Annotated in this window: 20 protein-coding genes; 8 read left to right on the plus strand and 12 right to left on the minus strand. The window is 64.9% G+C overall.

Annotation, left to right across the window (positions count from 1 at the left end; genetic code table 11):
• Window positions 1-41: 41 nt before the first annotated feature.
• The 3 genes from ACSQ9I_RS38760 to gabT (ACSQ9I_RS38770) are packed head-to-tail and all read left to right on the plus strand — an operon-like array spanning window position 42 to window position 3,664.
• Window positions 42-1,058, plus strand: coding sequence for a branched-chain amino acid ABC transporter permease (locus ACSQ9I_RS38760; protein WP_436317216.1), 1,017 nt, complete (start codon window positions 42-44; stop codon window positions 1,056-1,058).
• Window positions 1,059-1,115: 57 nt separating this feature from the next.
• Window positions 1,116-2,312 carry an ABC transporter substrate-binding protein gene (locus ACSQ9I_RS38765; protein WP_436317217.1) on the plus strand — a complete coding sequence of 399 codons (1,197 nt, stop codon included), beginning with the start codon at window positions 1,116-1,118 and terminating at the stop codon, window positions 2,310-2,312.
• Between the two features lie 35 nt (window positions 2,313-2,347).
• Window positions 2,348-3,664, plus strand: a complete 1,317-nt coding sequence (gene gabT, locus ACSQ9I_RS38770) for a 4-aminobutyrate--2-oxoglutarate transaminase (RefSeq protein WP_436317218.1) — start codon at window positions 2,348-2,350, stop codon at window positions 3,662-3,664.
• 26 nt (window positions 3,665-3,690) lie between these two features.
• On the opposite strand, the gene ACSQ9I_RS38775 is transcribed toward gabT (ACSQ9I_RS38770), so the two are convergent.
• The 12 genes from ACSQ9I_RS38775 to ACSQ9I_RS38830 form a co-directional block, all read right to left on the minus strand.
• Window positions 3,691-4,647, minus strand: coding sequence for a helix-turn-helix domain-containing protein (locus tag ACSQ9I_RS38775; RefSeq protein ID WP_436317219.1), 957 nt, complete (start codon window positions 4,645-4,647; stop codon window positions 3,691-3,693).
• 323 nt (window positions 4,648-4,970) lie between these two features.
• Window positions 4,971-5,132 carry a hypothetical protein gene (locus ACSQ9I_RS38780; RefSeq protein ID WP_436317220.1) on the minus strand — a complete coding sequence of 54 codons (162 nt, stop codon included), beginning with the start codon at window positions 5,130-5,132 and terminating at the stop codon, window positions 4,971-4,973.
• Between the two features lie 64 nt (window positions 5,133-5,196).
• Window positions 5,197-6,486, minus strand: coding sequence for a 4-aminobutyrate--2-oxoglutarate transaminase (gene gabT / locus ACSQ9I_RS38785; protein WP_436317552.1), 1,290 nt, complete (start codon window positions 6,484-6,486; stop codon window positions 5,197-5,199).
• 10 nt (window positions 6,487-6,496) lie between these two features.
• Window positions 6,497-7,699 (minus strand): CaiB/BaiF CoA transferase family protein, encoded by a 1,203-nt coding sequence (locus tag ACSQ9I_RS38790; RefSeq protein ID WP_436317221.1) that lies wholly within the window; start codon window positions 7,697-7,699, stop codon window positions 6,497-6,499.
• A gap of 21 nt (window positions 7,700-7,720) precedes the next feature.
• On the minus strand, window positions 7,721-8,533 hold the full coding sequence (locus tag ACSQ9I_RS38795; protein WP_436317222.1) for an enoyl-CoA hydratase: 813 nt from the start codon (window positions 8,531-8,533) through the stop codon (window positions 7,721-7,723).
• Window positions 8,530-9,603 carry an ABC transporter ATP-binding protein gene (locus tag ACSQ9I_RS38800; RefSeq protein WP_436317223.1) on the minus strand — a complete coding sequence of 358 codons (1,074 nt, stop codon included), beginning with the start codon at window positions 9,601-9,603 and terminating at the stop codon, window positions 8,530-8,532. Before ACSQ9I_RS38800 ends, ACSQ9I_RS38795 begins: the two co-directional genes overlap by 4 nt.
• Window positions 9,600-11,363: an ABC transporter permease gene (locus ACSQ9I_RS38805; RefSeq protein ID WP_436317224.1), complete on the minus strand. Its 1,764-nt coding sequence runs from the start codon at window positions 11,361-11,363 to the stop codon at window positions 9,600-9,602. The genes ACSQ9I_RS38800 and ACSQ9I_RS38805 overlap by 4 nt, the downstream gene beginning before the upstream one ends.
• The gene (locus ACSQ9I_RS38810) at window positions 11,360-12,400 is read right to left on the minus strand and encodes an ABC transporter substrate-binding protein (RefSeq protein ID WP_436317225.1); all 1,041 of its coding nucleotides are present in this window, start codon (window positions 12,398-12,400) and stop codon (window positions 11,360-11,362) included. Before ACSQ9I_RS38810 ends, ACSQ9I_RS38805 begins: the two co-directional genes overlap by 4 nt.
• Window positions 12,401-12,430: 30 nt before the next feature.
• Window positions 12,431-13,183: an SDR family oxidoreductase gene (locus tag ACSQ9I_RS38815; protein WP_436317226.1), complete on the minus strand. Its 753-nt coding sequence runs from the start codon at window positions 13,181-13,183 to the stop codon at window positions 12,431-12,433.
• On the minus strand, window positions 13,180-13,629 hold the full coding sequence (locus ACSQ9I_RS38820; RefSeq protein WP_436317227.1) for a MaoC family dehydratase: 450 nt from the start codon (window positions 13,627-13,629) through the stop codon (window positions 13,180-13,182). The genes ACSQ9I_RS38815 and ACSQ9I_RS38820 overlap by 4 nt, the downstream gene beginning before the upstream one ends.
• A complete protein-coding gene (locus ACSQ9I_RS38825) occupies window positions 13,626-14,024 on the minus strand; it encodes a Zn-ribbon domain-containing OB-fold protein (RefSeq protein WP_436317228.1) in 399 nt (132 codons plus the stop codon). The genes ACSQ9I_RS38820 and ACSQ9I_RS38825 overlap by 4 nt, the downstream gene beginning before the upstream one ends.
• 2 nt (window positions 14,025-14,026) lie before the next feature.
• Window positions 14,027-15,190 carry a thiolase C-terminal domain-containing protein gene (locus ACSQ9I_RS38830; protein WP_436317229.1) on the minus strand — a complete coding sequence of 388 codons (1,164 nt, stop codon included), beginning with the start codon at window positions 15,188-15,190 and terminating at the stop codon, window positions 14,027-14,029.
• 143 nt (window positions 15,191-15,333) lie between these two features.
• Between ACSQ9I_RS38830 and ACSQ9I_RS38835 the strand changes: the two genes are divergently transcribed.
• The 5 genes from ACSQ9I_RS38835 to ACSQ9I_RS38855 all read left to right on the plus strand — a co-directional run bounded on the left by ACSQ9I_RS38835 (window position 15,334) and on the right by ACSQ9I_RS38855 (window position 20,958).
• Window positions 15,334-15,834, plus strand: a complete 501-nt coding sequence (locus ACSQ9I_RS38835; protein WP_436317230.1) for a thioesterase family protein — start codon at window positions 15,334-15,336, stop codon at window positions 15,832-15,834.
• Window positions 15,835-15,840: 6 nt separating this feature from the next.
• Entirely contained in the window at window positions 15,841-16,773 is a 933-nt protein-coding gene (locus tag ACSQ9I_RS38840; RefSeq protein WP_436317231.1) for a LysR substrate-binding domain-containing protein, read from the plus strand.
• Window positions 16,774-17,066: 293 nt separating this feature from the next.
• The gene (locus ACSQ9I_RS38845) at window positions 17,067-18,125 is read left to right on the plus strand and encodes an IclR family transcriptional regulator (protein ID WP_436317232.1); all 1,059 of its coding nucleotides are present in this window, start codon (window positions 17,067-17,069) and stop codon (window positions 18,123-18,125) included.
• 246 nt (window positions 18,126-18,371) lie between these two features.
• Window positions 18,372-19,913 (plus strand): AMP-binding protein, encoded by a 1,542-nt coding sequence (locus tag ACSQ9I_RS38850; protein WP_436317233.1) that lies wholly within the window; start codon window positions 18,372-18,374, stop codon window positions 19,911-19,913.
• A gap of 58 nt (window positions 19,914-19,971) precedes the next feature.
• Window positions 19,972-20,958 (plus strand): Bug family tripartite tricarboxylate transporter substrate binding protein, encoded by a 987-nt coding sequence (locus ACSQ9I_RS38855; RefSeq protein ID WP_436317234.1) that lies wholly within the window; start codon window positions 19,972-19,974, stop codon window positions 20,956-20,958.
• The last annotated feature ends 65 nt before the right edge of the window (window positions 20,959-21,023 follow it).

Genomic DNA, 21,023 nt, shown 5'->3' on the forward strand with positions numbered 1-21,023 from the left:
TGCCTTCTTCCATGAACCATCGTCGCCTCGCGGCGCCTGTCGTGCTGTGCCTGGGCCTGCTCGCCATCGCCGCCGCGGTCGGTCTGTTCGGCTCGGGTGGCCTGCAACGCACCGTGACCGAGATGCTGATCCGCGTCGTCACCGTCGTCGGGCTCTACATCTTCATCGGCCATTCGGGCGTGATTAGCTTCGGTCACGTTGCCTTCATGGGGGTCGGCGCCTACGGCGTGGCCTGGACCTCAATGGACCCGGGGATCAAGCAGTACGTGCTGACCGGCCTGCCCGCGTTCCTGAAGCACGCGGCGCTGCCCTGGATTCCGGCCTCGTTGGTGTCGGCCCTGCTGGCGGCGCTGGTGGCACTGGTTGTGGGCAGCGTGATCCTGCGCCTGGTCGGCATCGCGGCGTCGATCGCGACCTTCTCGCTGCTGGCGATCTTCAACGTCGTCTATTCCAACTGGGACTCGGTGACCGCGGGAACCAGTTCGATCGTCGGCATCCCGACGCCAGTGAGTCTCTGGGAAGCGCTGAGCTTCGCCTGCGTCGCCATCGTCGTCGCCCACCTGCACGCGGTGTCGCGCCACGGCCTTGCCTTGCGTGCGGTGCGCGAGGAGCCGGTAGCCGCGCGCAGTTGCGGGGTCGACGCCTATTGGCAGCTGCTGGTGGCCTTCGTCCTCAGCGCCTTTGTCTGCGGGCTGTCGGGTGCGCTGGATGCGCAATTCCTCGGTGTGGTCAACCCCGACGCTTACTACCTCGGGCGCACCTTCATCTGCTTGGCCATGCTGGTGGTCGGCGGCGCGGCCAGCCTGTCGGGCGCGGTGACCGGTGTCGTCACGATCTCGCTGTTGATCGAGCTGCTCGTCAAGCTCGAGAAGGGATTTGCCATCGGCTCACTCATGCTTCAGGCACCGAACGGCACCCAAGAGATCGTGGTCGGTCTGGCCATGATCGTCACGCTGATCTGTCGCCCGCGCGGCCTCGTCGGGCTGCACGAGTTCGGCTGGCGCGCCGCAGCGCGGCGCACCCGTCTCGGATTTCATCCCACCCATCGTTCGGCCTGAGTGCCATCCCGTCTGCCCCGTTCGCTCGGGGCGTTTCGTTCATTCGAGGAGAACCCCATGAAACTCAAGCAATCGATGCGCATGCTGGCGGCAACGCTGGCCTTCGGCGCGATCACATTCGGCTCGTTCGCGCAGTCAGGCGACATCGTCATCGGCTTTGCCAATGCCAAATCGGGCTGGATGGAAGCCTACGACACGCCGGCGCGACGCGCGGCATTGATGAAGATCGACGAGGTCAACGCGTCTGGCGGCCTGCTGGGTCGCAAGATCAAGGTCTTCGAGGCCGACACCAAGACGGACCGCGCGCAAAGCGCCAAAGCCGGCCTGGAGGTGCTCGACGCAGGCGCCGATCTGGTCGTGGTGAGCTGCGACTACGACTTCGGTGCGCCTGCCGCACTCGAGGCGCAGAAGAAGGGCAAGGTCTCGTTCTTCCTGTGTGCCGAGGACGTCAAGGCCGGCATCCAGGGGGTGGGCAAGTACGCCTTCAGCTCGTCGGTGCTGGCGGCCGTTCAGGGCGCGACCATGGCCGAGTGGTCGTACACCAAACGCAATGTGCGCAATGCCTTCGTGCTGCTTGACACCACAATCGAATACAACAAGGGCATCTGCACCGGCTTTGACTGGATGTTCCACCAGCTCGGAGGCACGGCGATCACCGGACGTGACACCTTCAAGAACGCCGACGCGTCGATCGCCGCACAGATCTCTCGCATCAAGGCGCTCCCCAAGGAGCCCGATGCGATCATGCTCTGCTCGTACATTCCGGGCGCAGCTAGCGCCGTTCGGCAGATTCGCGCTGCCGGCATCAACTCGCTGATCCTTAACGGCGCGGCGGTCGACGGAAGTTACTGGCTGGATTCGGTTCCGGGGCTGACGAGCTTCGTCGTACCGGTGCAAGGATCGATCTATGGCGACGACCCAAACCCGAAGGTCGAGGAATTCAACAAGGCTTTCGCCAAGAAGTACGGCGCGCGACCGTCGAGCACCTACGTCTATCCCGGCTACACGCTGATCGAGGTTTGGGCCAAGGCGGTCGAACGGGCGAAGAGCGTAGATGCCGCCAAGGTGACCGCCGAACTGGAAAAGATGCGCGCCGAGCCGACACTGTTCGGGTCGCGCACCTTCACCAATGTAATTCACCACCAGAACCAGGCGCGCCTGCTGATCGCCGAGATCAAGGACGGCAAGCCCGCCATCGTCGATAACTGGACGATCTCGAAGCCCGTTCCGCTTGACGTGCTGCTGAAGAAGTGAATTCCTCATTTCAACATCAAACCTGCCGATCACATATGAACGCCATCCTCACCCCCGCCCCCACTTCACTGCCTTCCAACCATGCCTTGATGACGCGCCGGCACGCCAGCATCGCGCGTGGCATCGGCAACGCGCACGCGGTTTTCGCGGCGCATGCCGACAACGCGCTGTTGTGGGATGTCGAGGGCCGGCGCTACATCGACTTCTGCGCCGGCATCGCCGTCGTCAACACCGGCCATCGTCACCCGCGGGTGATGCGCTCCCTGCTCGAGCAGGCAGAGCACTTCACGCATACTTGCTTTCAGGTGGTGGCATACGAGAGCTATGTTGCGCTGGCCGAGCGGCTGTGCGAATTGGCGCCCGGCGAGGGCCCCAAGAAGGCCTTTTTCATGAGCACGGGCGCCGAGGCGGTAGAAAACGCCGTCAAGATCGCGCGCCGCGCCACAGGGCGGGAGGCGGTCATCGCCTTCGAGGGCGGCTTTCACGGCCGCACCTTGCTGACCATGGCGCTCACCGGCAAAGTGGAACCCTACAAGTCGGGCTTCGGACCGCTGCAGGCCGATGTCTTCCACGTGCCCTATCCGAGCGAAGTGCATGGCATCACGGCGGCTGACAGCTTGACGGCAATTGACCGGTTGTTCAAGTACCACGTCGACGCGGCGCGGGTGGCGGCGCTGATCGTCGAGCCGGTGCAGGGGGAAGGCGGCTACCTTCCGGCGCCGGGGGGCTTCCTCGTCGCGCTGCGCACCTTGTGCGACCGCCACGGTATCTTGATGATCGCCGACGAGATCCAGACCGGCATCGGCCGCACCGGCCGTATGTTCGCGGTCGAGCATTCGGGCGTCGTGCCCGACCTGATCACGCTGGCCAAGGGGCTCGGCGGCGGCACGCCGATCTCGGCCGTGCTGGGCCGCGCCGAGGTGATCGACGCAGTGCCGCCTGGCGGGCTGGGCAGCACCTACGCGGGTGCCCCGCTGGCGTGCGCGGCAGCGCTCGGAGTGCTCGAGGCGATCGAGTCCGAGGGGCTGCTCGAGCGCAGTAGGGTCATCGGCGAGCGCCTGCGCGCACGGATGCGTGGCATGGCGATGGCATACCCTTGCATCGCAGACGTGCGCGGACTGGGCGCGATGACCGCCGTCGAGTTCTGCCACACGGGCGACATCGATCGGCCCGCCCCCGAAATTGCCTCGGCATTGAAGACCGAAGCGGCCCGGCGCGGCCTGCTGCTGCTGACCTGCGGAAGTTACGGTAACGTGGTGCGCGTGATGGTGCCGTTGACCATTCCGGACGATCAACTCGAGGAAGGGCTCGACATCTTCGAGGATGCGCTCGCCGCCGTCGCGCAGGGATGAGCGCCGCGGCGCCATTGGCACAAGGGCTACTTCCCGCGCAATGGTCGCAACATGTCGCTTGGAGCATGTCCGAACTTCTTGCGGAATGCGTGGGTGAACTGGGCGTGATCGCCGAAACCCGCGGCATAGGCGATCTGCGCCACCGAGGTCTGCGCCTTTGCGCGGCTGAGCGACTCGTGGGCGGATTGCAGGCGCAGTTCGCGGATCCATTGCGACACCGATTGACCGGTGTCCTTGAACAACTGGTGCAGATAGCGCAGCGAAATGCCGCAGGCCAGTGCGATGTGTTCGGGCGACAGCGCGGGGTCGCACAGATGCTGGCGCACATGAGCCTCGATGCGCGCCAGGTGCGCGTCGCGCACTGCCGACTGCGACGACTGCAGCGCATCCGGGTGCTGCTGCAGGCTGATCGCCAGCAGGTCGATCAGCTGCGTGCCCATCAGCGCTCGCACGTTGCTGTCGTGCGGTATCTCGCAATGCCGCGTCATCAGTTGGAGGTAGTCGCTGAACAGGCGGCCCACGCCCTGCAGGCTGTCGTACTGCCGCGCGCAGAAGCGGCTGGGCTCCCCGATGCGCGCCTTCAGCGCCGAGACTGGCACTTTGAGCACCCACATCGCGTTGTTCTGACCATACCCGAAGTCATAAGGCTCTTCGCTTAGCTCGAGCAGGAACTGGCCGGGCGTGCAACGTGTGGTGCGACCGAGTTGCGAGAACTCGACATCGGTCTTGAACGGAACCGTCACCAGCACTTGACGGTCCTGTGCACTGCAATGCTGCCGCAGGCGGCGATAGACGAGGCCGCTGGATTCGAGCCGCGACAGCTGAACTGTATTCAGGTCCCAGAAGTCGAGGCGCCCCTCAAACTGATGATCGTCGTGGAACGATAACTGGAGGTTGAAGTAGGTGTTGGCGATGACGTCGCGCCAATAGCCGAACTCGTGGTTTTCCGGAAGGTCGCGGGTCGAGAAGCTCTTGTGCATCATGGCCCTTCGCTACTAGCAAATGTTGCGCCCGGCCGGAGGAGTGAGATTGATAGATTGTGCAGCGAAGCGCGAGATGGGCCTGGCTCCCGGCCTCCGTAGTAACCCCTACGCAGCGACCGAACACAGGCGGGATCTGAAGATGTTCGATTTCGAGGCAGCTATCCATCCATCACTCAATTCCAGTGCCGAAGCTGCCGCGCCACGCCTTTCGCGGACTTGGCGCAGATCAAACCCTCACCACGTAGCGCTGCTAGCGACTTCGGGGGAGCTCAGGCGCAAATTTCTGACGCGGCCGAACTGCGGGCGCAAAGGCGCCTCGAAGGTCAGGCCGAAAGTACGGCGTTCCAGACTGCGGGTGCAGCGGTGCAGCTTGGCATGTGAACGCGCAGGCGGCCCAGAGTGAACCGGCCCTTGCGAATGCGATGCAGCAAGCCCATGCCGGCGATCGTCACGGTCGCAAGATCGAAGATCTTGAAGCCGAGCATGGGCCTGATGACGTTGTGCGGACGTCGCGCCGAGCGCGCAAGGCAAGCTCCGGCTCGCCGTAGGTCAAGCCTCGATCTCAGCCTCCGGCACGGCCTCGGTCAGCGCCAGCTTCAATGTTTGCAGTGCCGCTGCGAACTGGGCCGCTGGTACCGTGAGCGGATACAGGAAACGCACTACGTTCGCATGAGTGCCGCATGTGAGCAGGATCAGCCCGCGTGCCAGCGCCGCCTGCTGGACGGAGCGCGTGATCTCGGCGCTCGGGGCGCCCGTCGTTGGATCGCGGAACTCAATGGCCAACATCGAACCGATGCCCCGCACCTCAGCCACGGCAGGATTCGAGACGGCGAACGCCTGAAGGAACTCGCGCAGCTGGCTGCCGAGCTCGGCAGAGCGACTGCAAAGATCCTCCTTCTCGATCACGTCAAGCACCGCATGAGCCGCCGCGATCGCAAGCGGATTGCCCGCATAGGTGCCACCGAGGGCCCCCGGCGCCGGCGCATCCATCACCGCCGCGCGGCCCGAGACGGCCGAGAGAGGAAATCCGCCGGCGAGACTCTTGGCCATGGTGATGAGATCCGGCTCCACCCCGTAGTGCTGCATCGCGAAGAGCTTGCCCGTGCGCGCAAAGCCGCTCTGGATCTCGTCGACGATCAGGAGAATCCCGTACCGATCGCACAGCTCGCGCAGGCGCGTCATGAGCGCCACCGGGGCGACATTGAAGCCGCCCTCCCCCTGCACCGGCTCGATCACGATGGCCGCAACGCGCTCCGACTCGATGTCGCACTTGAAGATGCCTTCGATCGCCGCCAGCGACTGCTCAACGGATATCCCGTGCAGATCCGATGGAAAGGGCGCGTGGTAGACCTCGGCAGGGAAAGGACCGAAGCCCGACTTGTATGGCGAGATCTTGCCGGTCAGCGCCATCCCAAGCAGTGTCCTGCCATGGAAGGCTGACGAGAAGGCGATCACGCCGGACCTGCGCGTTGCCGCGCGCGCGATCTTGATCGCGTTCTCCACCGCCTCCGCACCGGTCGTGAAGAAGATCGTCTTCGCATCCCGCACCGGCACGAGGGCGTTCAGGCGCTGCGCAAGGGAAAGATAGGAATCGTAAGGCACCACCTGGTAGCAGGTGTGCGTGAAGCGCTCGAGCTGCTCCTTCACCGCCGCCATGACGGTCGGATGGCGATGCCCGGTGTTCAGGACGCCGATACCGCCGGCGAAGTCGGTGTAGGCGCGGCCTGCCGTGTCCCAAACGGTCGAGTTCTCGGCGCGCTCGGCGGCAAAATTGCACATCACTCCGACGCCGCGTGCGGCCACGGCAAGGCGACGCTTCTCCAAGTCGATCTTTGTCATTGCCTTCATGTCAGATCACCTGTTCCCGCTCGAGCTGATCGATCTCGGAGTCGCCCAGCCCCAGCTCGGCGAGGATGCCGCGGTTGTGCTCTCCCAGCCTGGGCGCGGGCGAGGCAGATGGCCTGATGGATCCCGGCATGCGGATCGGCACGTCGACGAACCTCCGGCCCGATCCGGGCGGAACTTCCACCACCATCTCGCGATGGCGCACCTGTGGGTCCTCCAACGCCTCAGCGACCGAGTTGATGGGGCTGGAAGGCACGTCGAATTCGTCGAACAGCTGCAGCCACTCCTCGCGCGTCCTGCTCGAGAAGCCGGCCTTGAGGATCGGCTCGAGCTCGCCGTGGTTCGCGTTGCGGCGCGAGCCCGTGGTGAAGCGGGGATCGTGCAACAAGTGTTCCAGACCCATCGCACGACATAGCCTTTCCCACTGCTCATTCGTGTCCACGCAAACCGCAAGCGGCCGGTCCGCGGTGGCAAATGCCTGGAAGGGCGCGATGAGCGGATGGCGGCTGCCCAGCGCGCGCGGCAGTTCGTCCGTATTGAGCGTTCGCGCCACTGCGTTCTCGAGCAGCGCGAGCTGGCAGTCGAGCATCGACACATCCACCGCATCGCCGTGCCCGGTGACATGGCGCTTCTGGAGCGCCGAGAGGATGCCGATCGTCGCGAACAGGCTTGCACCGATGTCGCCAATCGATGTGCCGACCCTGCACGGGCCACCCCCGGGCTCGCCGGTGACGCTCATCATCCCGGAGAGGGCCTGCACCACGACGTCGAATGCGGCCCGGTGCTGGTAGGGGCCACTCTGGCCGAAGCCGGAAATGGAGGCGTAGACGAGACGCGGATTGACCTTCGCCAGATCTTCCTTGCCGAGGCCGAGGCGGACCATCACCCCGGCCCGGTTGTTCTCGACCAGCACATCGGCGCCCTTTGCAAGCTTGAGCAGGAGCTCCTTGCCCCGCGGATCCTTCAGATTCAGCGTGAGGCTGCGCTTGTTGCGGTTGACGCTCATGAAGTAGAGGCTTTCGTCCTCCAGCATCGGTTCCACGATGCGGGTGAAGTCGCCGCTGCTCGGGCGCTCGACCTTGATCACGTCCGCGCCGAGCGCCCCGAGGAGCCAGGTGCAGTAAGGGCCGGAAAGCATGTGCGTGAGGTCGATGACGCGGATGCCATCAAGCGGGCCGGCACTTTCGTTGGGGGGTATTGGGGTCATTGTGAGTCCAGTGAGGCCGATTCAGCGGCCGGTGAAAACAGGAGCGCGTTTGGAGACGAACGCGGCGATCGCCTCCTGGTAGTCCTTCGACACATAGCAGGCCTGAAGCAGCTCCTGGCCGGGGTCGGCGGGTATGGCTGCATCGCGCAGGCGGCGCAGCGACTCCTTGGTTGCCCACAAGGTGAGCGGCGCAAGCGTTGCGAGGTTCTCGGCAACCGCCTGGGCGCGCTGCAGGAGCGCCGCCTCGGTCGCAACGCATTCCTTGGCAGCACCGATGGCTGCCACCTGGTCTCCGCTGAGCAGCGTCGGGTCAAAGACGAGGTCCTTGGTGCGCGCCGGGCCAATCATGGAAACGAGCCGGGCGTAATTCTTCAGGGACAGGCAGTTGCCCACCGTCCGCGCGATGGGAAAGCCGAAGCGCAGCGACGCGGACGCAAGACGCACGTCGCAGGCACTGGCAATCAGTACGCCCATGCCGACACAGGCTCCGGCCATGGCAGCGATCACCGGCGCTCTCACTTGTTCCAGCGCAGCCATCAACTCTTCCGAGCTTTCCTCCAGGCGGATGGAAATGTCCGGCGAAGCTGCGGCTTCCAGATCGCCCATGTCCGCACCGGCCATGAACGCAGGCTTGGTTCCAGCGGCGCCGGTGAGGACGACCGCTCGCACCGAGCCGTCCGAATTGAGCTCGCGCAAGAGATCCGTGAGCCGCGATTCCATCGCATGCGTGAGTGCATTGCGAGCATGAGGCCGGTTGAAGACGATCCATTCCACGGGGCCCTGGCGGCGCCGCACGATCTCTTCGCCAGGCGGAAGGTTCTCGAGCACACTCATTCGGCGGCTCCCGAAGCGAGCACCTGGCATTGTTCGACAGGCAGGCGCAGGGTTACGCGGTCACCCACCGACACCGGCGTCCCTGCGCTCACGTTCACCCGTAGCGTCTGCTCGCTGCCCACGCTGACGAGGACATCGCTGTACTCGCCCACGTACGAAGCGCGCAAGACCTGTCCGGCAACGGAGTTGGCATCAGCCGCCGTGCCTTGTTGCAGGACGACCTTGGACGGCCGGATGCAGATCGAGGCGGCCGCGCCCACGTCCAGTGCCTGCGTCAGGAGACCGTGGAATTCCCGACCGTCGAGACGGACACGCCCGCCGCCCAGGTGGGTACCACGCAGTTCGTTGTTGCAGCCAATGAACGTCGCGACGAACGCGTTGAGCGGCTTCACGTACAGCTCCTGCGGAGTGCCAACTTGCTCGATGCGCCCTGCATTCATGACGGCGACGACGTCGGCGGTCGAAAGGGCATCCGCCTGGTCATGCGTCACCAGCACGGTGGTGATGCCCAGGAGCTCGTGCACGCGGCGAATCTCGAAACGCATCTCCTCGCGCAGGTGCGTATCCAGGTTGGAGAGCGGCTCATCGAGCAGCAGGATCCGCGGCCGCACAGCGAGGGCGCGAGCGAGCGCGACACGCTGCTGCTGCCCGCCGGAAAGCTCGGCCGGATAGCGGTCCCGCAGGGAGGTGAGATGCACCGCCTGCAGTGCTTCGTCCAAACGGCCGCGCAGCTCGCCCGTGGTGAGCTTTTGCAGCTTCAGGCCGAAAGCAACGTTCTCTGCGACGGTCTTGTGCGGCCAGACCGCATAGTTCTGGAACACCAGCGAGACCCCTCGCCTCTCCGGCGGGACGGATCCGCGCGGGCTGGACAGCAGCTGGTCGTCAGCCCAGATGGCGCCTTCGGTGGGTTCCTCGAACCCCGCCAGTAGTTGCAGGGTGGTGGACTTCCCGCAGCCGGAAGGACCCAGCAGTGCCAGCAGCGCACCGTTCGCGATGTCGAGATCGATGCCGCGCAGGGCCGTTTGCCCTCCGTAGTCCTTGCGCAGCTTTTCCAGGCGGATGCGGCTCATGTCGGAATCCCTTCAGTGGCACGCCTGGCCGTGTTGCGCGTGGCGAACTGCGCGATGCCGACCAGCACCAGGGTGCTGAGGATCAGCAGCACGCTCATGGCACAGAGGGCCTCGTAGTCCCCGCCATCCTTGGCGTTGTAGATCATGGTCGTCATAACATTGGTGCGGGACGTGATGAGGAACACTGCGACGGAGAGCTCGCGGATGATCGGGATGAAGACGAGCAGCCAGGCTGCTATCAGCCCGTTGCGCAGCAGGGGCGCGGTGATTTCGCGGAAGGCATGGGCTTCGCTCGCGCCCAGGCTGCGAGCGACGCGCTCGAGATCGGGGGAGATCCCCTTGATGAGAGCGCTGGCCTGCGTGAATGCGATCGGGAGGAACGCAGCAGTGAACGCCGCTATCAGAATCCAGGCCGTTCCATAGAGCTGGAACGGCGGCCTGGTAAACGCGGCAAAGAAGCCCACAGACAGCACGACGCCAGGCACGACGATCGGCAAGGTAGCCAGCCCCGAGAACAAGGACGTGGCCCGTACAGCGCGCCGCTCGACAAGATAGGCGACGACAGTGCCGAGCAGGACGCACGCCGTCGCCCCGGCGATCGCGAAGGTGAACGAGTTCACGATGGCGGTTCGTGTTTCGACGTTGCCGATCAGGACGCGCTGGTACCAGGCGAGCGTCAGGTTGTCGAGCCCGGGGCCGCGACCCCACGCCTTGCTGAGCGACACCAGCAGCAGGGCTGCATAGGGCAGGACGATGGCGGTGACGGGAACGAACAGCGCAAAAGCAAATGCAGGCCAACGCCAGCGGCCCAGTGCGACGCGACGGCTCCCGCGCGACTTGCCAGAGATCATCGTGAATCGCTTGCGCCCGAGCAGTCGCCGGCGCACAAAGAAGAGCGTCGCCGTCATCAACAGCAGCGGTATGCAGTACGCGGCAGCCAGGTTCAGCTGCGGCGGGAACTGCTGGTAGAGCTCGGCGAGCTTGGTCGTCACTACCTGTGTGCGCGCGGGCGCCAGCAGAAAGGCAGGTACGCCGAAAAGCGTGACGCCCTGGATGAATGAAAGGATGAAGCCTGCGAGGATCGACGGCAGCGCCAGCGGCAACGTGATCGAGAACATGGTGTGCCATGTGCCACTACCCAGGGTGGTGGCCGCATCCTCCAACTCGACCGCCATCGATTCGAGCGCGCTGCTGACGATCGTGAAGGTGAAGGGCACCGTGTAGATGGCACTGACGAAGATCGTCCCGGTCATCGAATAGATGTTGAACAGCGCCGCGTCGGTGCCTGCCGCGGCACGCCACAGACTGTTCAGCCAGCCTGAATTGGGGGCGGCAAGGAGGATCCAGGCGGTCGCCCCGACGAAGGAAGGCGTCACGAAAGCAGCGATCGTCAGAGTCCGCACGAGGCCGCGGGCCGGCATGTCGCTTCGCGCCACCAGCCATGCCGCGGGCGCGCCAAGCAGCACGGAAAGGAGGCCGACTGCGACGGCGAGCAGCAGCGAGTTGAGCACCGGCCGAATCAGCTCCCGCTCGCTGAAGATGCGCATGTAGTTGGACAGGGACCATGCCTTGGTCGCGTCGTCTTGCAGGCTGTTGCTGATGACCCAGCCGGACGGATAGACGATGAGCAGCGCGAGGAGCGCCAGCACCACCGCGACGACCAAGGCCTTGCCGGGGTGCAGATGGCGCAGCCGCTGCCCCAGCGTGAACGCCGGCGACGCGTTCATCGTGTCGACGGGGGTACCGGCAACCGCGCTCATGCCATGATCTCTTTCCACTTCGCGATGCCCTCGGCCACCTCTGCCGCGAGATTGTCCAGCGGGTTGCGATACCACTTCAGCTTGTCGAGCGTGCGGCCTTCGGCCCACGCAACGTCGCTGCGCAGCGTCGGCCAGAAGTTCTTCGAGAGAATCTGCGACACCTCACGGGAGTACATGAAATTGTGGAACAGCTTCGCCGCGTTCGGGTGCGGCGCGTTCCTTGGGATCCCCATCACGCCGAGGTTCAGGATCAGGTCATCCTCCGGCGCCACGACGTCGATCGGGTTGCCCGCCGCCTTCTGCGCCAGGGTGTAACTGAATGGCGCGGCCGCGCCGACGAGCCGCTCGCCGGACAGGATGTCCGTCACTGTGTCGACATTCGACTGGCCGATCTTCGGCTTCTGCCTCGCGAGGCGGCGCAGGAAGTCGTCGCCGTACTTCGCCCGCATGGCGACGACCCAGCTCGCGACATCGCCGGAAGACGTGGGGCTGCCGATCGTGATCTTGCCTTGCCACTCGTCTTCGAGCAGCGCCTTCCAGCCGACGGGCGGCTTCTTCACCTTCGCGGGCTGGAAGTTGATGCTGGTCAAGCTGACCGCGCCCACGTGGTAAGTACCGTCCGAGTCGAGTTTCTGCAGACTGGAGGGCAGGATCTGCGAATCGGCCGGCACATGGGTGAGCAGCGCGTTGGCCTTCTTCAGTTCGACGAAGTGCAGGATGTTCGTGGTGCCCAGCGAGTCGCACTCGGCGACGCCGTTTTGCAGTTCCAGGCGCAGCTTGTTGTAGACGGTCTGGGACGCCTGGCGCAGCAGGCCCACCTCGATGCCCGGGTACCTCGCCTTGAAGGCGTCGCGAATCTCCTCCGCGGTCTTCTGCTCGTACGAGCCCCAGTACATGGAGAGCCTTCCCTCCTTCTTCGCCGCCTGGTATAGCGGATCGTCCTGCGCTGCCGCCTGCTGCAGCCCGGAGAGGCCAATAGACGCGCCGAGGGCCGCCCCGGACTGGACGAACCGGCGGCGGGTGAAGTGCTGTGTCATTGCTGAAACCTCCCAGGGAGTGATTGGCGCCTAGTAGTCGCCTGTGGTTGCACCGCCATCGACCACGATGGTCTGGCCGGTGATGAAGCTCGCATCCTCCGACGCCAGGAAGGCGACGGCCGAAGCGATCTCGGATGGCTGGCCGATGCGGCCGAGCGGCGTCTTGCTCGTCCAGTCAGCGCGCACCTCGTCTGGTACACCCGAGATGATGGAGGTGTCGACGACGCCAGGTGCGACGGCGTTCACCAGGATCCCACGGCGCGCGCCCTCCAGCGCTGCCGTGTGCGTCAAGCCCACCAGCCCGGCCTTCGCGGCCGAGTAGTTGGCCTGGCCAAAGGTGCCGTACATCGCTGTCGATGCGATGTTCACGATACGGCCCCAGCCGCTGCGCTCGATCGAGGCGAACGCAGCCTGGCAACCGAGCCACGCCCCCCGCAGGTTGACGCCCATCACGGCATCCCACTCGGCATCCGTCATCTTCGGAAGCGACCGGTCGCGGACGATGCCCGCGACATTCACCAGCACCTGCCAGCCGCGGAAACACTCGGGCAACGCTTCGACCGCCTGCTCCCAGCTCCCGCGGCTGGAGACATCGAGCCCCACGCCGAAGGCATCGAGCCCCTCTGCCTGCAGCCGGCGGGCGAAACCCTGCGGGTCCGCGGTCGGCAGGTCGGCGACGATGACCGCGGCGCCTTCCCGGGCGAGACGCGAACAGACCGCCGAGCCGATCCCGCCCGTGCCGCCGGTGACGAACGCCACCCGGCCTTCGAAGCGCTTGCTCATGCCTGAACTCCTGTCGCGACGGAAAAGACGTCCTCCCCCTCCTGGACAACCGCCCCGTCCTGGTTGTGCAGCACCATCGCCACGCGAACGACGCCGCGGTCTCGTTTCGACGCGCTGGGCCGCACTTCGCGCACGGTCGCCACGTAGTGCAGCGTGTCGCCGGCGAAGACCGGGCCCTTGAACCTGCGACTGGTTTCAAGGAAAGCGAGGATCTCCCAGTCGTCGATGCGCGACCGCATGCCGGTGCTCATTGAGTAAGACAGCATGCCGTGCGCGATGCGCCGGCCGAACGGCCCTTTGCTTGCGCTTTCCTCATCCATGTGGAGGGGGTTGAAGTCGCCCGTGAGCCCGGCGAACCACACGATGTGCGCTTCGCTGATCGTCACGCGCGTGGAAGCATGGGTGTCGCCGGGAGCGATCGCCTCGAGTGTGATGCGCTGGTTCATTGGGTCGCGGGCTTGAAGACGGGAAGGACGAGATCGGCGCCGGAAGGCTCGAAATCCACCTCGACCGGCATGCCGATGCGGACATCGGCTTCCTCCACGCCGTGGAGCGTCGACGTGAAGAGGACGCCTTCCTCCAGTTCGATGACGGCACAGATGTAAGGGATGGGTGTCGTGCCGTTTCCGCGGTGGATGACGGAGTAGGTGAAGAGAGTCCCACGTCCGCTCGCCTGCACCCACTGCGGCTCGGCGCCCGGGGCGTGCAAGGAATGCCTGCGTGGGTACCACTGGTGGCGGCCGGTCACGGGGCAGCGCTGGATCATGAGCTTCCGATCGCGCGCGCCTTCCCAGAAGTGGCGGCTGAGCGCGTCGGGCACGGGGAGGTAGTGGGGATTCATGGTCAGAGCGTGAGCACCGCCGTGGCGGCAGAACAGAACGTGCCGCCCAGGCCGTGCGCCAGTGCGACTTCAGCACCCTGCACCTGGACGCCGGGACCTTCGCCGCGCAACTGCCGCGTGGCCTCGATGAGCGTGAAGATGCCGCGCTTGCCGGGGTGGTTGGAGGCGAGCCCGCCGCCATCCGTGTTGGTCGGCAGGCTGCCGTCGATGTCGAGGTGACCATCGCTCACGAAGGCGCCGCTCTCGCCTCGGCCGCAGAAGCCGAGGTCCTCGAGCGCCAGCATCGGCGTGATGGTGAACGCATCGTAGATCTGGGCGACGTCGATATCGCGGGGCGTGAGCTGGGCCATCGCGAAAGCGCGCGAGCCCGAGAGAGCGGCGGGCGTACGGATCTCGCGGTCCATCTGGCTCAACTGGGTCCGGTGAATCGCGGCTCCGAAGCCGGCGACATGGACGGGCTTCTTCTTGAGATCCCGTGCACGCTCACGACTCGTCACGACCACGGCGCCGCCTCCGTCGGTCACCACGCAGCAGTCGAGACGATGCAGCGGCGATGCGACCAGCGGCGAGGCCAGCACGTCCTCGACAGTGATTGGCTTGCGCATGCGTGCATGAGGATTGGCCAGCGCGTGGCGGCGGAAGATCACCGCGACCTGCGCCATCTGCTCGGGCGTCGTCCCGTACAGGTGCATGTGCCGGTGCGCGAACATCCCGTAAGCTGAGATGAGCGTCGGGTCGTAGGGAAGCTCGTACTGTCCGGGGCCAGCCGGGAGGACGAACGGATCGAACGAAGGTGTCTTCAAGGGCCACCAACGCGGGCACGCGGCATAGCTGATGACGACGACTTCCGCCAGCCCGGCTGCAATCGCGGTGGCGGCCTTGCCCAGATGGGCGACATAAGAGCAGCCACCCACATCAGTTCCATCGAACCAGGTGGGTTGGAGACCCGCGTACTCGGCAAACTCGATGACGCTCTCAACCGCGCCGCCTTCCGCCCAATCACCGGATGCACTGCACAAACCGTCGACATCGGACAGCACCAGGCCGGCATCATCAAGGGCCGCGAGCACGCATTGCATTTGCAGCTCGAACGGATGCACTTCGCGTGCGTCCCTGAGAGGGGATTCGTGGATGCCGACGATGGCCGCGGCGCCGGAGAGCTTCACGTCTTGTCCTTCAGGGCTTGTTGCGTCGTGTTCATCATAAGCACGCATCGGAGGGCAACAAGCAGTTAGATTGCGACTGACTGGTGCATACAGGTTTCCAATTGCAGGGTGAACCCCTACGGGGATGCCGGTACACTGGCCGCATGGAAACTGGCTGGCTGGACGACCTCTTTACTTCTCGCGGGCACATCGTGAAGCCCGAGTGGATTGACGCGTACGACCACATGAACATGTCGCGGTACGTCGCGCTCTTCGACGATGTCACCTACGACCTGCTCGACCGCGTGGACCTGGGACTGGCGTACACGAAGCGCACGCGGCACGGCTTGTTCATCGTGGATGCCCGAGTGCGCTTCCTCCGTGAGCTTCGAGTCGGTACACCCCTGGAGGTGAAACTTCGCCTGGTTGGCGCCGATCATGTGAGACTGCACATGTGGCTCGAACTGCGCGCTGCGGGGTCTGATACCGTCCATGCGACCCAGGAGCAGATCGGGCTTCATGCCGACCTGGACAGGCGTCGCACCGCAGCCTTCGCGGAGACGGTGCTAGAGAAGCTGCAGCAGGTCGTCTCGGCGCATCGCGCCGAGCCGGAAGACGCGCAGCGCGTGCTGAGCATGCGCTGCAGCGATGGCGCCGGGAAATAGCGAGGCATGAAGCGCCGCAGGCTGCCACCTCTGCTGACGGTCCGGGCTTTCGAGTCATTCGGCCGTACCGGCAGTGTGCGGGCGACCGCCGAAGAGCTCGCGGTCTCGCACACGGTCATCTCGCGCCACATCCAGAACCTCGAGGCGAGCGTCGGCACCTCCCTCGTCAAGAAGGACGGACGCGGCCTGAAGCCCACGCGTGAAGGCGAGCGCTTCGCCTCCAAGGCCCGCAAGGCTTTCGACCTGCTCGAGGAGGCCACCGCCGAGCTCGCCCACGGGCGAGGCGACGCCATCCACATCTGCTGCATGGTCGGCCTGGCCAGCCACAGGCTGCTCGCGAGGCTGCCGATCCTCGAGGCAAGCCTCACGGACACGGAAGTGATCCTGCAGCCGACGAGCGAACGGCCGGACTTCGACCGCGACGAGGCCGACGCGGAGATCGTCTTCCTGGAGCAGCCGGAAACACGCGACGGACTGCGCTCGGAGCTGCTCGTTCGACCGCGCATCCTTGCCGTGGCAAGCCCGGCATTGCTGCGCCGACACCCCGGAATCACCTCACCCGCCGACGTGCTGCAACTGCCCCTGCTGCACGAAAAATCCACTGCGCTGTGGGAGGGCTGGTTCCAGTCGCAGGGCGTGGACGAGGTTCCCCGCCTGCGCGGGCCTCGCCTGTGGCACGGCCACCTCACACTCGAAGCTGCTCGGCTGGGTCAAGGCGTCGCGCTGGTGAGCGATTTGATCTGCGGCGACAGGCTGGAATCAGGAGAACTTGTCGAAGTTGTGCCCTCCCACATCCAGTTGGGCGGCTACTACTTCGTGGCCCCTACCGCAAAGTGGAACGACTCCATCCTGACCACGGTCAGGCGCTGGCTCGCGGCGACTTTGTCGGTCCCTGCGGCGAGCCCTGGCCAGAAATCATTGGGCAGCGGAAGACGCTGAAACGACGTCCTCCCTGGCTTCCTCCGTTCGCATATTCGACGCAACGAGCGCGCCGGCGACGATCGGTGCTGCCGGAGTGGTCGTGGCGTTACGCGTAGCACAGGCGAGGCAAACGCCCGAGCGCGCAGCATCCGTCGGGCCGCATTTTTTGAACGGATTGCCGCTTCAGCGTTTGCCGGTCGGGTGATGTTCGACTGGGACGATGGACCAGTCGAACAGAGACTTGATCTGGAAAGAATTCTTGCTTCGCCGGCTCAAGGTGTGCATATCTATGTGAGTGAACCTCGCGGTTCATGGATTCTGTTCTTCTGCACGAACAGTTCGATTTCGTTTCAGCGATCCATTCGTTCGTCTCGGCCGCGGGCCATGGATCGCGCCATTCCAGCCATGCCGCTTCTTCCAGCGGCGACTTGAATCGCGCGGGTGCATTACACTGCTCGCGCGCTCGCTACCGCAGGCGGCCCGCTCCTCTTCAAGAAGCACCGCATCTCGATCCGTATTCACACTATCGATCGTCATACTCCCCCGTGGATACGCCTCAAAAGCTCTCAAAGCATCGCACCCGCGTTCAAGAAAGTTCGCATGGCGATCGCAGCCAACCTGATCCGCGTTTGTTCGTCGGTTCGATGGACAAGGGCATGCGCGTTCTGGAGCTATTCAACGAACATGACTCTGCCCTTTCGATCGGTGACATTGCGGCGAATACGGGCATGGGCCGAAGTGCGGCGCAGCGCTTCGTCTATACGCTTCACTGGCTTGGATATCTCAACAAGGACAGCGAGTCGAAGAAATACTTTCCGGCGCTGAAGCTGCTGGGGCTGGTGCGAGGCATCCATCGTCACCATCCACAACGAGAGCTGGCCTATCCATTGCTGGAGAGGCTCGCGAGAGAGACGCGCGAGACGGTGTCATGGGTCGAACTGGATGGAGACGAGGTCGTGGTGCTCTTGAACGTCCCCGGCGCGCACGTCACGACCATCAATCTTCCGGTTGGAAGCCGCTTTCCTGCGCTCACCTCCTCTTCCGGCCAAGTGCTCCTGTCGCAAGCCCCGCAGGCGCAACTTTTGAAGATGCTCGACGCGCTGCCGCCTGAGGTGCGGGCCCGCTTCGGCAGCCGCAGCCGCGCCGCAATACTTGCTGTTTTCCGCAAGGCGGCGGAAGAGGGCCATTCATTCACCGAGAAGAATTTCGGTGATGACGGCGTCTCGGTGTCCGTGCCGGTGACGGATTTCTCCGGGCGTCCTATCGCCGCCCTCAACGTGTCCACCGTGCGTTCGCGTTTCGACATCGCCCAGGTGCGCGAACTGATCCTGCCCCGGCTCAAGTCGGCAGCGCGCGAAGCATCAATCTGAGGGCTGCGGCCCTGCTGCCTTCCCTCGCAAATCAACCGAAGGGTGTCGGTTCACCCGACGCACAGGGCGTGCTCGCGTGCTCGCGCCAGGGTCACGCATCTACGCACTTGACGAGGCGAAGCACAAGCCTGAAGATTAAATTGGAATACAAACCACGTAATTGAATTGCAATTACTTCGGCTGGTCTCAGCCAATCTTCACGGGAACAGGATGTCGCAAGGAACCTCTTTGGCTGAACCGATCGCCATGGCTGAGCCCGGTGACGAAACAATCGGCGAACTGCTCGCGCGGCGCGCTTGCACAAACCCGGAAGAGATCTACTGCTCCTTCAGAGATGAGCGCATCAGCGTCGGGATGCTGAATCGGCGCGTGAATCAAGTGGCGACCCTGCTGAAGTCGCATGGGCTGCAAAAGGGCGACCGGGTGGCCGTCATGCTGCCCAGTCATCCCGAGCACCTCTACCTGCTCTTTGCACTGGCGCGACTGGGCATGGTCCGCGTGCCTATCAACGTGCACCTGCTGGGAGCACCGCTGGCCCACCTGCTCAACGAACTCGAACCGCAAGCCATCGTCGCCGACAGCGCGTTCCGTGCCGCCTTGAACGAATTCGGAAGTACCCTGCCCCGGGTGATCTGGCGCAACGGCATCGACGGTGAGTTCGACCGCTTCGCCTCCTGCGCCGAGGACGAGGCGGCCCCAGTCGTGCGGGCCGACGAGGTCATCGCTCTCAGCCCGAGTTCGGGCACCACCGGCGCTCCCAAGGGCGTTCTGAAGACCGACCGCCATCTGCGCGCCGGCCCGATGGCCATCCTTCGCCTGACCGAGGCCGGCCCGGGCGATGTCTTCCTGTTCTGGGAGGCGATGCATCACGGCTCCGGCGTCGCCGTCGCAATCGCCGCGCTGATGGGCCGCTTCCAGCTGGCGATGCTGGAACGATTCAGCGCTTCCAACTTCTGGGATGACGTTCGCCGCCACAGGGTCACGCACATCCACTATCTGGGCAGCGTATTGCCGATGCTGTTGAAGCAGCCGGTGCGCCCCGACGACCGCCAGCACGACGTGCGCATCGCCTGGGGCGGTGGCTGTCCCGCCGATGTCTGGCAGGCGTTCGCCGAGCGCTTCGGCGTGACCATGCGGGAAGGCTATGGGCTCTCCGAGCTGATCACCTTCGTGACGGCCAATCTCGACGGTCCGCCGGGCTCCATCGGCAAGGCGCTGTCTTACTACAAGATCTCGCTTCTTGCGGATGACGGCACGCTGGTCAAGCCGGGGGACAAGGGCGAGATCGCGATCCGCGCTCTCGATCCGCGCCTCGGCTTTCTAGGCTATTTCAGAAATCCGCAGGCCGATGCAGCCACACGCCGCGGCGAACTGTTCCTCACCGGCGACCTCGCACACGCCGATGCGCACGGCCATCTCTTCTACGCGGGTCGCAAGAAGGACATGCTCCGACGCCGCGGGATCAACATTGCCGCCTGGGACGTGGAGAGCGTTTTCGCGCAGCACGAGGCGGTTGCCGAGGTGGCGCTGGTCGGCGTACCCAGCGATCTCGGCGAAGACGAGCTCAAGCTTTTCGTGCGCCTGCGCGAAGGTGCCGGCATCGCGCCGCTCGAGCTGATCCGCTGGTGCAGCGACAAGCTGCCCTACTTCCAGATCCCCCGCTACGTCGAGTTCATCGATGCCTTCCCGAAGACACCGACGCAGAGGATTCAGAAGAAGGAACTCTCGCGCGCCGTGGCGGGCGTGTGGGACGCCGAGGCAGCCGGCTTTCGCGCCGTCAAGCGCTGACGCCACGCCCGACCAGGATCTCCATCGTTTTCCGATTTCCCAACTGAAAGGAAGAAACATGATCCGAGTTGCCATGCATCGCTGGCGCCGCACGATCGCGGTGGTTTCCAGTCTCGCCCTCTGCGCATGGGCCCAGGCCGGCCTCATGGACAAGCCGGTCACCTTGGTCGTGGCATTCCCAGCCGGCGGCGGCGTCGACGTGGTGGGGCGCATCCTGGCCCAAGGCATGGCGCAGAAGCTGAAGCTGTCCGTCGTGGTGGACAACAAGGCCGGCGCTTCCGGCGCGATCGGCGCGCAATTCGTGAAGCGGGCGGCGCCCGACGGCCACACGCTGCTCATGGCACCGACCACTTCCTATGTCATGTCGGAGAAGATGTCCGGTGCCGAGTCTGTGGGCTACGAGATCGCCAAGGACTTCAGGCCGGTGGCCACGGTTGGCGAATTGCCCCTGGTCATGCTCGTGTCGAAAGGCAGCGGCATCACCTCATACACAGAGCTGTCCGCCAAGGCCCGGCAGCAGCCGGGCAAGCTCGCCTATGGCTCGTCGGGCAATGGATCGACCGAGCACATCGTCACCGAATGGTTTCGGCAGCAGGCGTCCGTCGATCTGCTGCACGTGCCCTACCGTGGTTCCGCACCCGCCATGGCCGACCTGTTCGCGGGCGAGATCCAGATCATGGTGACCACTTCGCCGACCGCTCTCACCAATCTCGCGACCGGCCGAGTGGCGGCCGTCGGCGTGGCGAGCCCCCAGCGGCTGGCCATCTTCCCGGAGCTTCCGACCTTCGCGGAGCAGGGCCTGCCGCAGTTCGTTGCCGCCTCGGTGTATGCAGTGCTGGCACCCAAGGGCACCCCCGATGACGTGGTCGCCACCCTGAACGCAGCGCTCAACGAGACGCTCGATGACGAAGCGGTCAAGCGCCGCTTCGCGCAGCTCGGGGTCGAGGTCGTCCACAGCACGCCGACCCAGGCGCGCGACAAGCTGCAGCAGGAATCGACCAAATGGGAGCAGGTGGTACAGCGCATCAGGGCAGCCACCCGCTGAGATCCGCATATTCAGGAGACACCCCGATGAACGAAGCACTTTCCGCGCGACCTTGCGTCACTCTC

The sequence above is a fragment of the Variovorax sp. LjRoot84 genome (genome assembly GCF_964254305.1).
Taxonomy (GTDB): domain Bacteria; phylum Pseudomonadota; class Gammaproteobacteria; order Burkholderiales; family Burkholderiaceae_C; genus Variovorax.

Bases quoted from the DNA above. Each gene is read 5' to 3' on its own strand.
- ACSQ9I_RS38765 (WP_436317217.1), top strand. From the start codon at position 1,116: ATGAAACTCAAGCAATCGATGCGCATGCTGGCGGCAACGCTGGCCTTC.
- gabT (WP_436317218.1), top strand. From the start codon at position 2,348: ATGAACGCCATCCTCACCCCCGCCCCCACTTCACTGCCTTCCAACCAT.
- ACSQ9I_RS38775 (WP_436317219.1), bottom strand. From the start codon at position 4,647: ATGATGCACAAGAGCTTCTCGACCCGCGACCTTCCGGAAAACCACGAG.
- ACSQ9I_RS38780 (WP_436317220.1), bottom strand. From the start codon at position 5,132: ATGCTCGGCTTCAAGATCTTCGATCTTGCGACCGTGACGATCGCCGGC.
- gabT (WP_436317552.1), bottom strand. From the start codon at position 6,486: ATGACAAAGATCGACTTGGAGAAGCGTCGCCTTGCCGTGGCCGCACGC.
- ACSQ9I_RS38790 (WP_436317221.1), bottom strand. From the start codon at position 7,699: ATGACCCCAATACCCCCCAACGAAAGTGCCGGCCCGCTTGATGGCATC.
- ACSQ9I_RS38795 (WP_436317222.1), bottom strand. From the start codon at position 8,533: ATGAGTGTGCTCGAGAACCTTCCGCCTGGCGAAGAGATCGTGCGGCGC.
- ACSQ9I_RS38800 (WP_436317223.1), bottom strand. From the start codon at position 9,603: ATGAGCCGCATCCGCCTGGAAAAGCTGCGCAAGGACTACGGAGGGCAA.
- ACSQ9I_RS38805 (WP_436317224.1), bottom strand. From the start codon at position 11,363: ATGAGCGCGGTTGCCGGTACCCCCGTCGACACGATGAACGCGTCGCCG.
- ACSQ9I_RS38810 (WP_436317225.1), bottom strand. From the start codon at position 12,400: ATGACACAGCACTTCACCCGCCGCCGGTTCGTCCAGTCCGGGGCGGCC.
- ACSQ9I_RS38815 (WP_436317226.1), bottom strand. From the start codon at position 13,183: ATGAGCAAGCGCTTCGAAGGCCGGGTGGCGTTCGTCACCGGCGGCACG.
- ACSQ9I_RS38820 (WP_436317227.1), bottom strand. From the start codon at position 13,629: ATGAACCAGCGCATCACACTCGAGGCGATCGCTCCCGGCGACACCCAT.
- ACSQ9I_RS38825 (WP_436317228.1), bottom strand. From the start codon at position 14,024: ATGAATCCCCACTACCTCCCCGTGCCCGACGCGCTCAGCCGCCACTTC.
- ACSQ9I_RS38835 (WP_436317230.1), top strand. From the start codon at position 15,334: ATGGAAACTGGCTGGCTGGACGACCTCTTTACTTCTCGCGGGCACATC.
- ACSQ9I_RS38840 (WP_436317231.1), top strand. From the start codon at position 15,841: ATGAAGCGCCGCAGGCTGCCACCTCTGCTGACGGTCCGGGCTTTCGAG.
- ACSQ9I_RS38845 (WP_436317232.1), top strand. From the start codon at position 17,067: ATGGATTCTGTTCTTCTGCACGAACAGTTCGATTTCGTTTCAGCGATC.
- ACSQ9I_RS38850 (WP_436317233.1), top strand. From the start codon at position 18,372: ATGGCTGAGCCCGGTGACGAAACAATCGGCGAACTGCTCGCGCGGCGC.
- ACSQ9I_RS38855 (WP_436317234.1), top strand. From the start codon at position 19,972: ATGATCCGAGTTGCCATGCATCGCTGGCGCCGCACGATCGCGGTGGTT.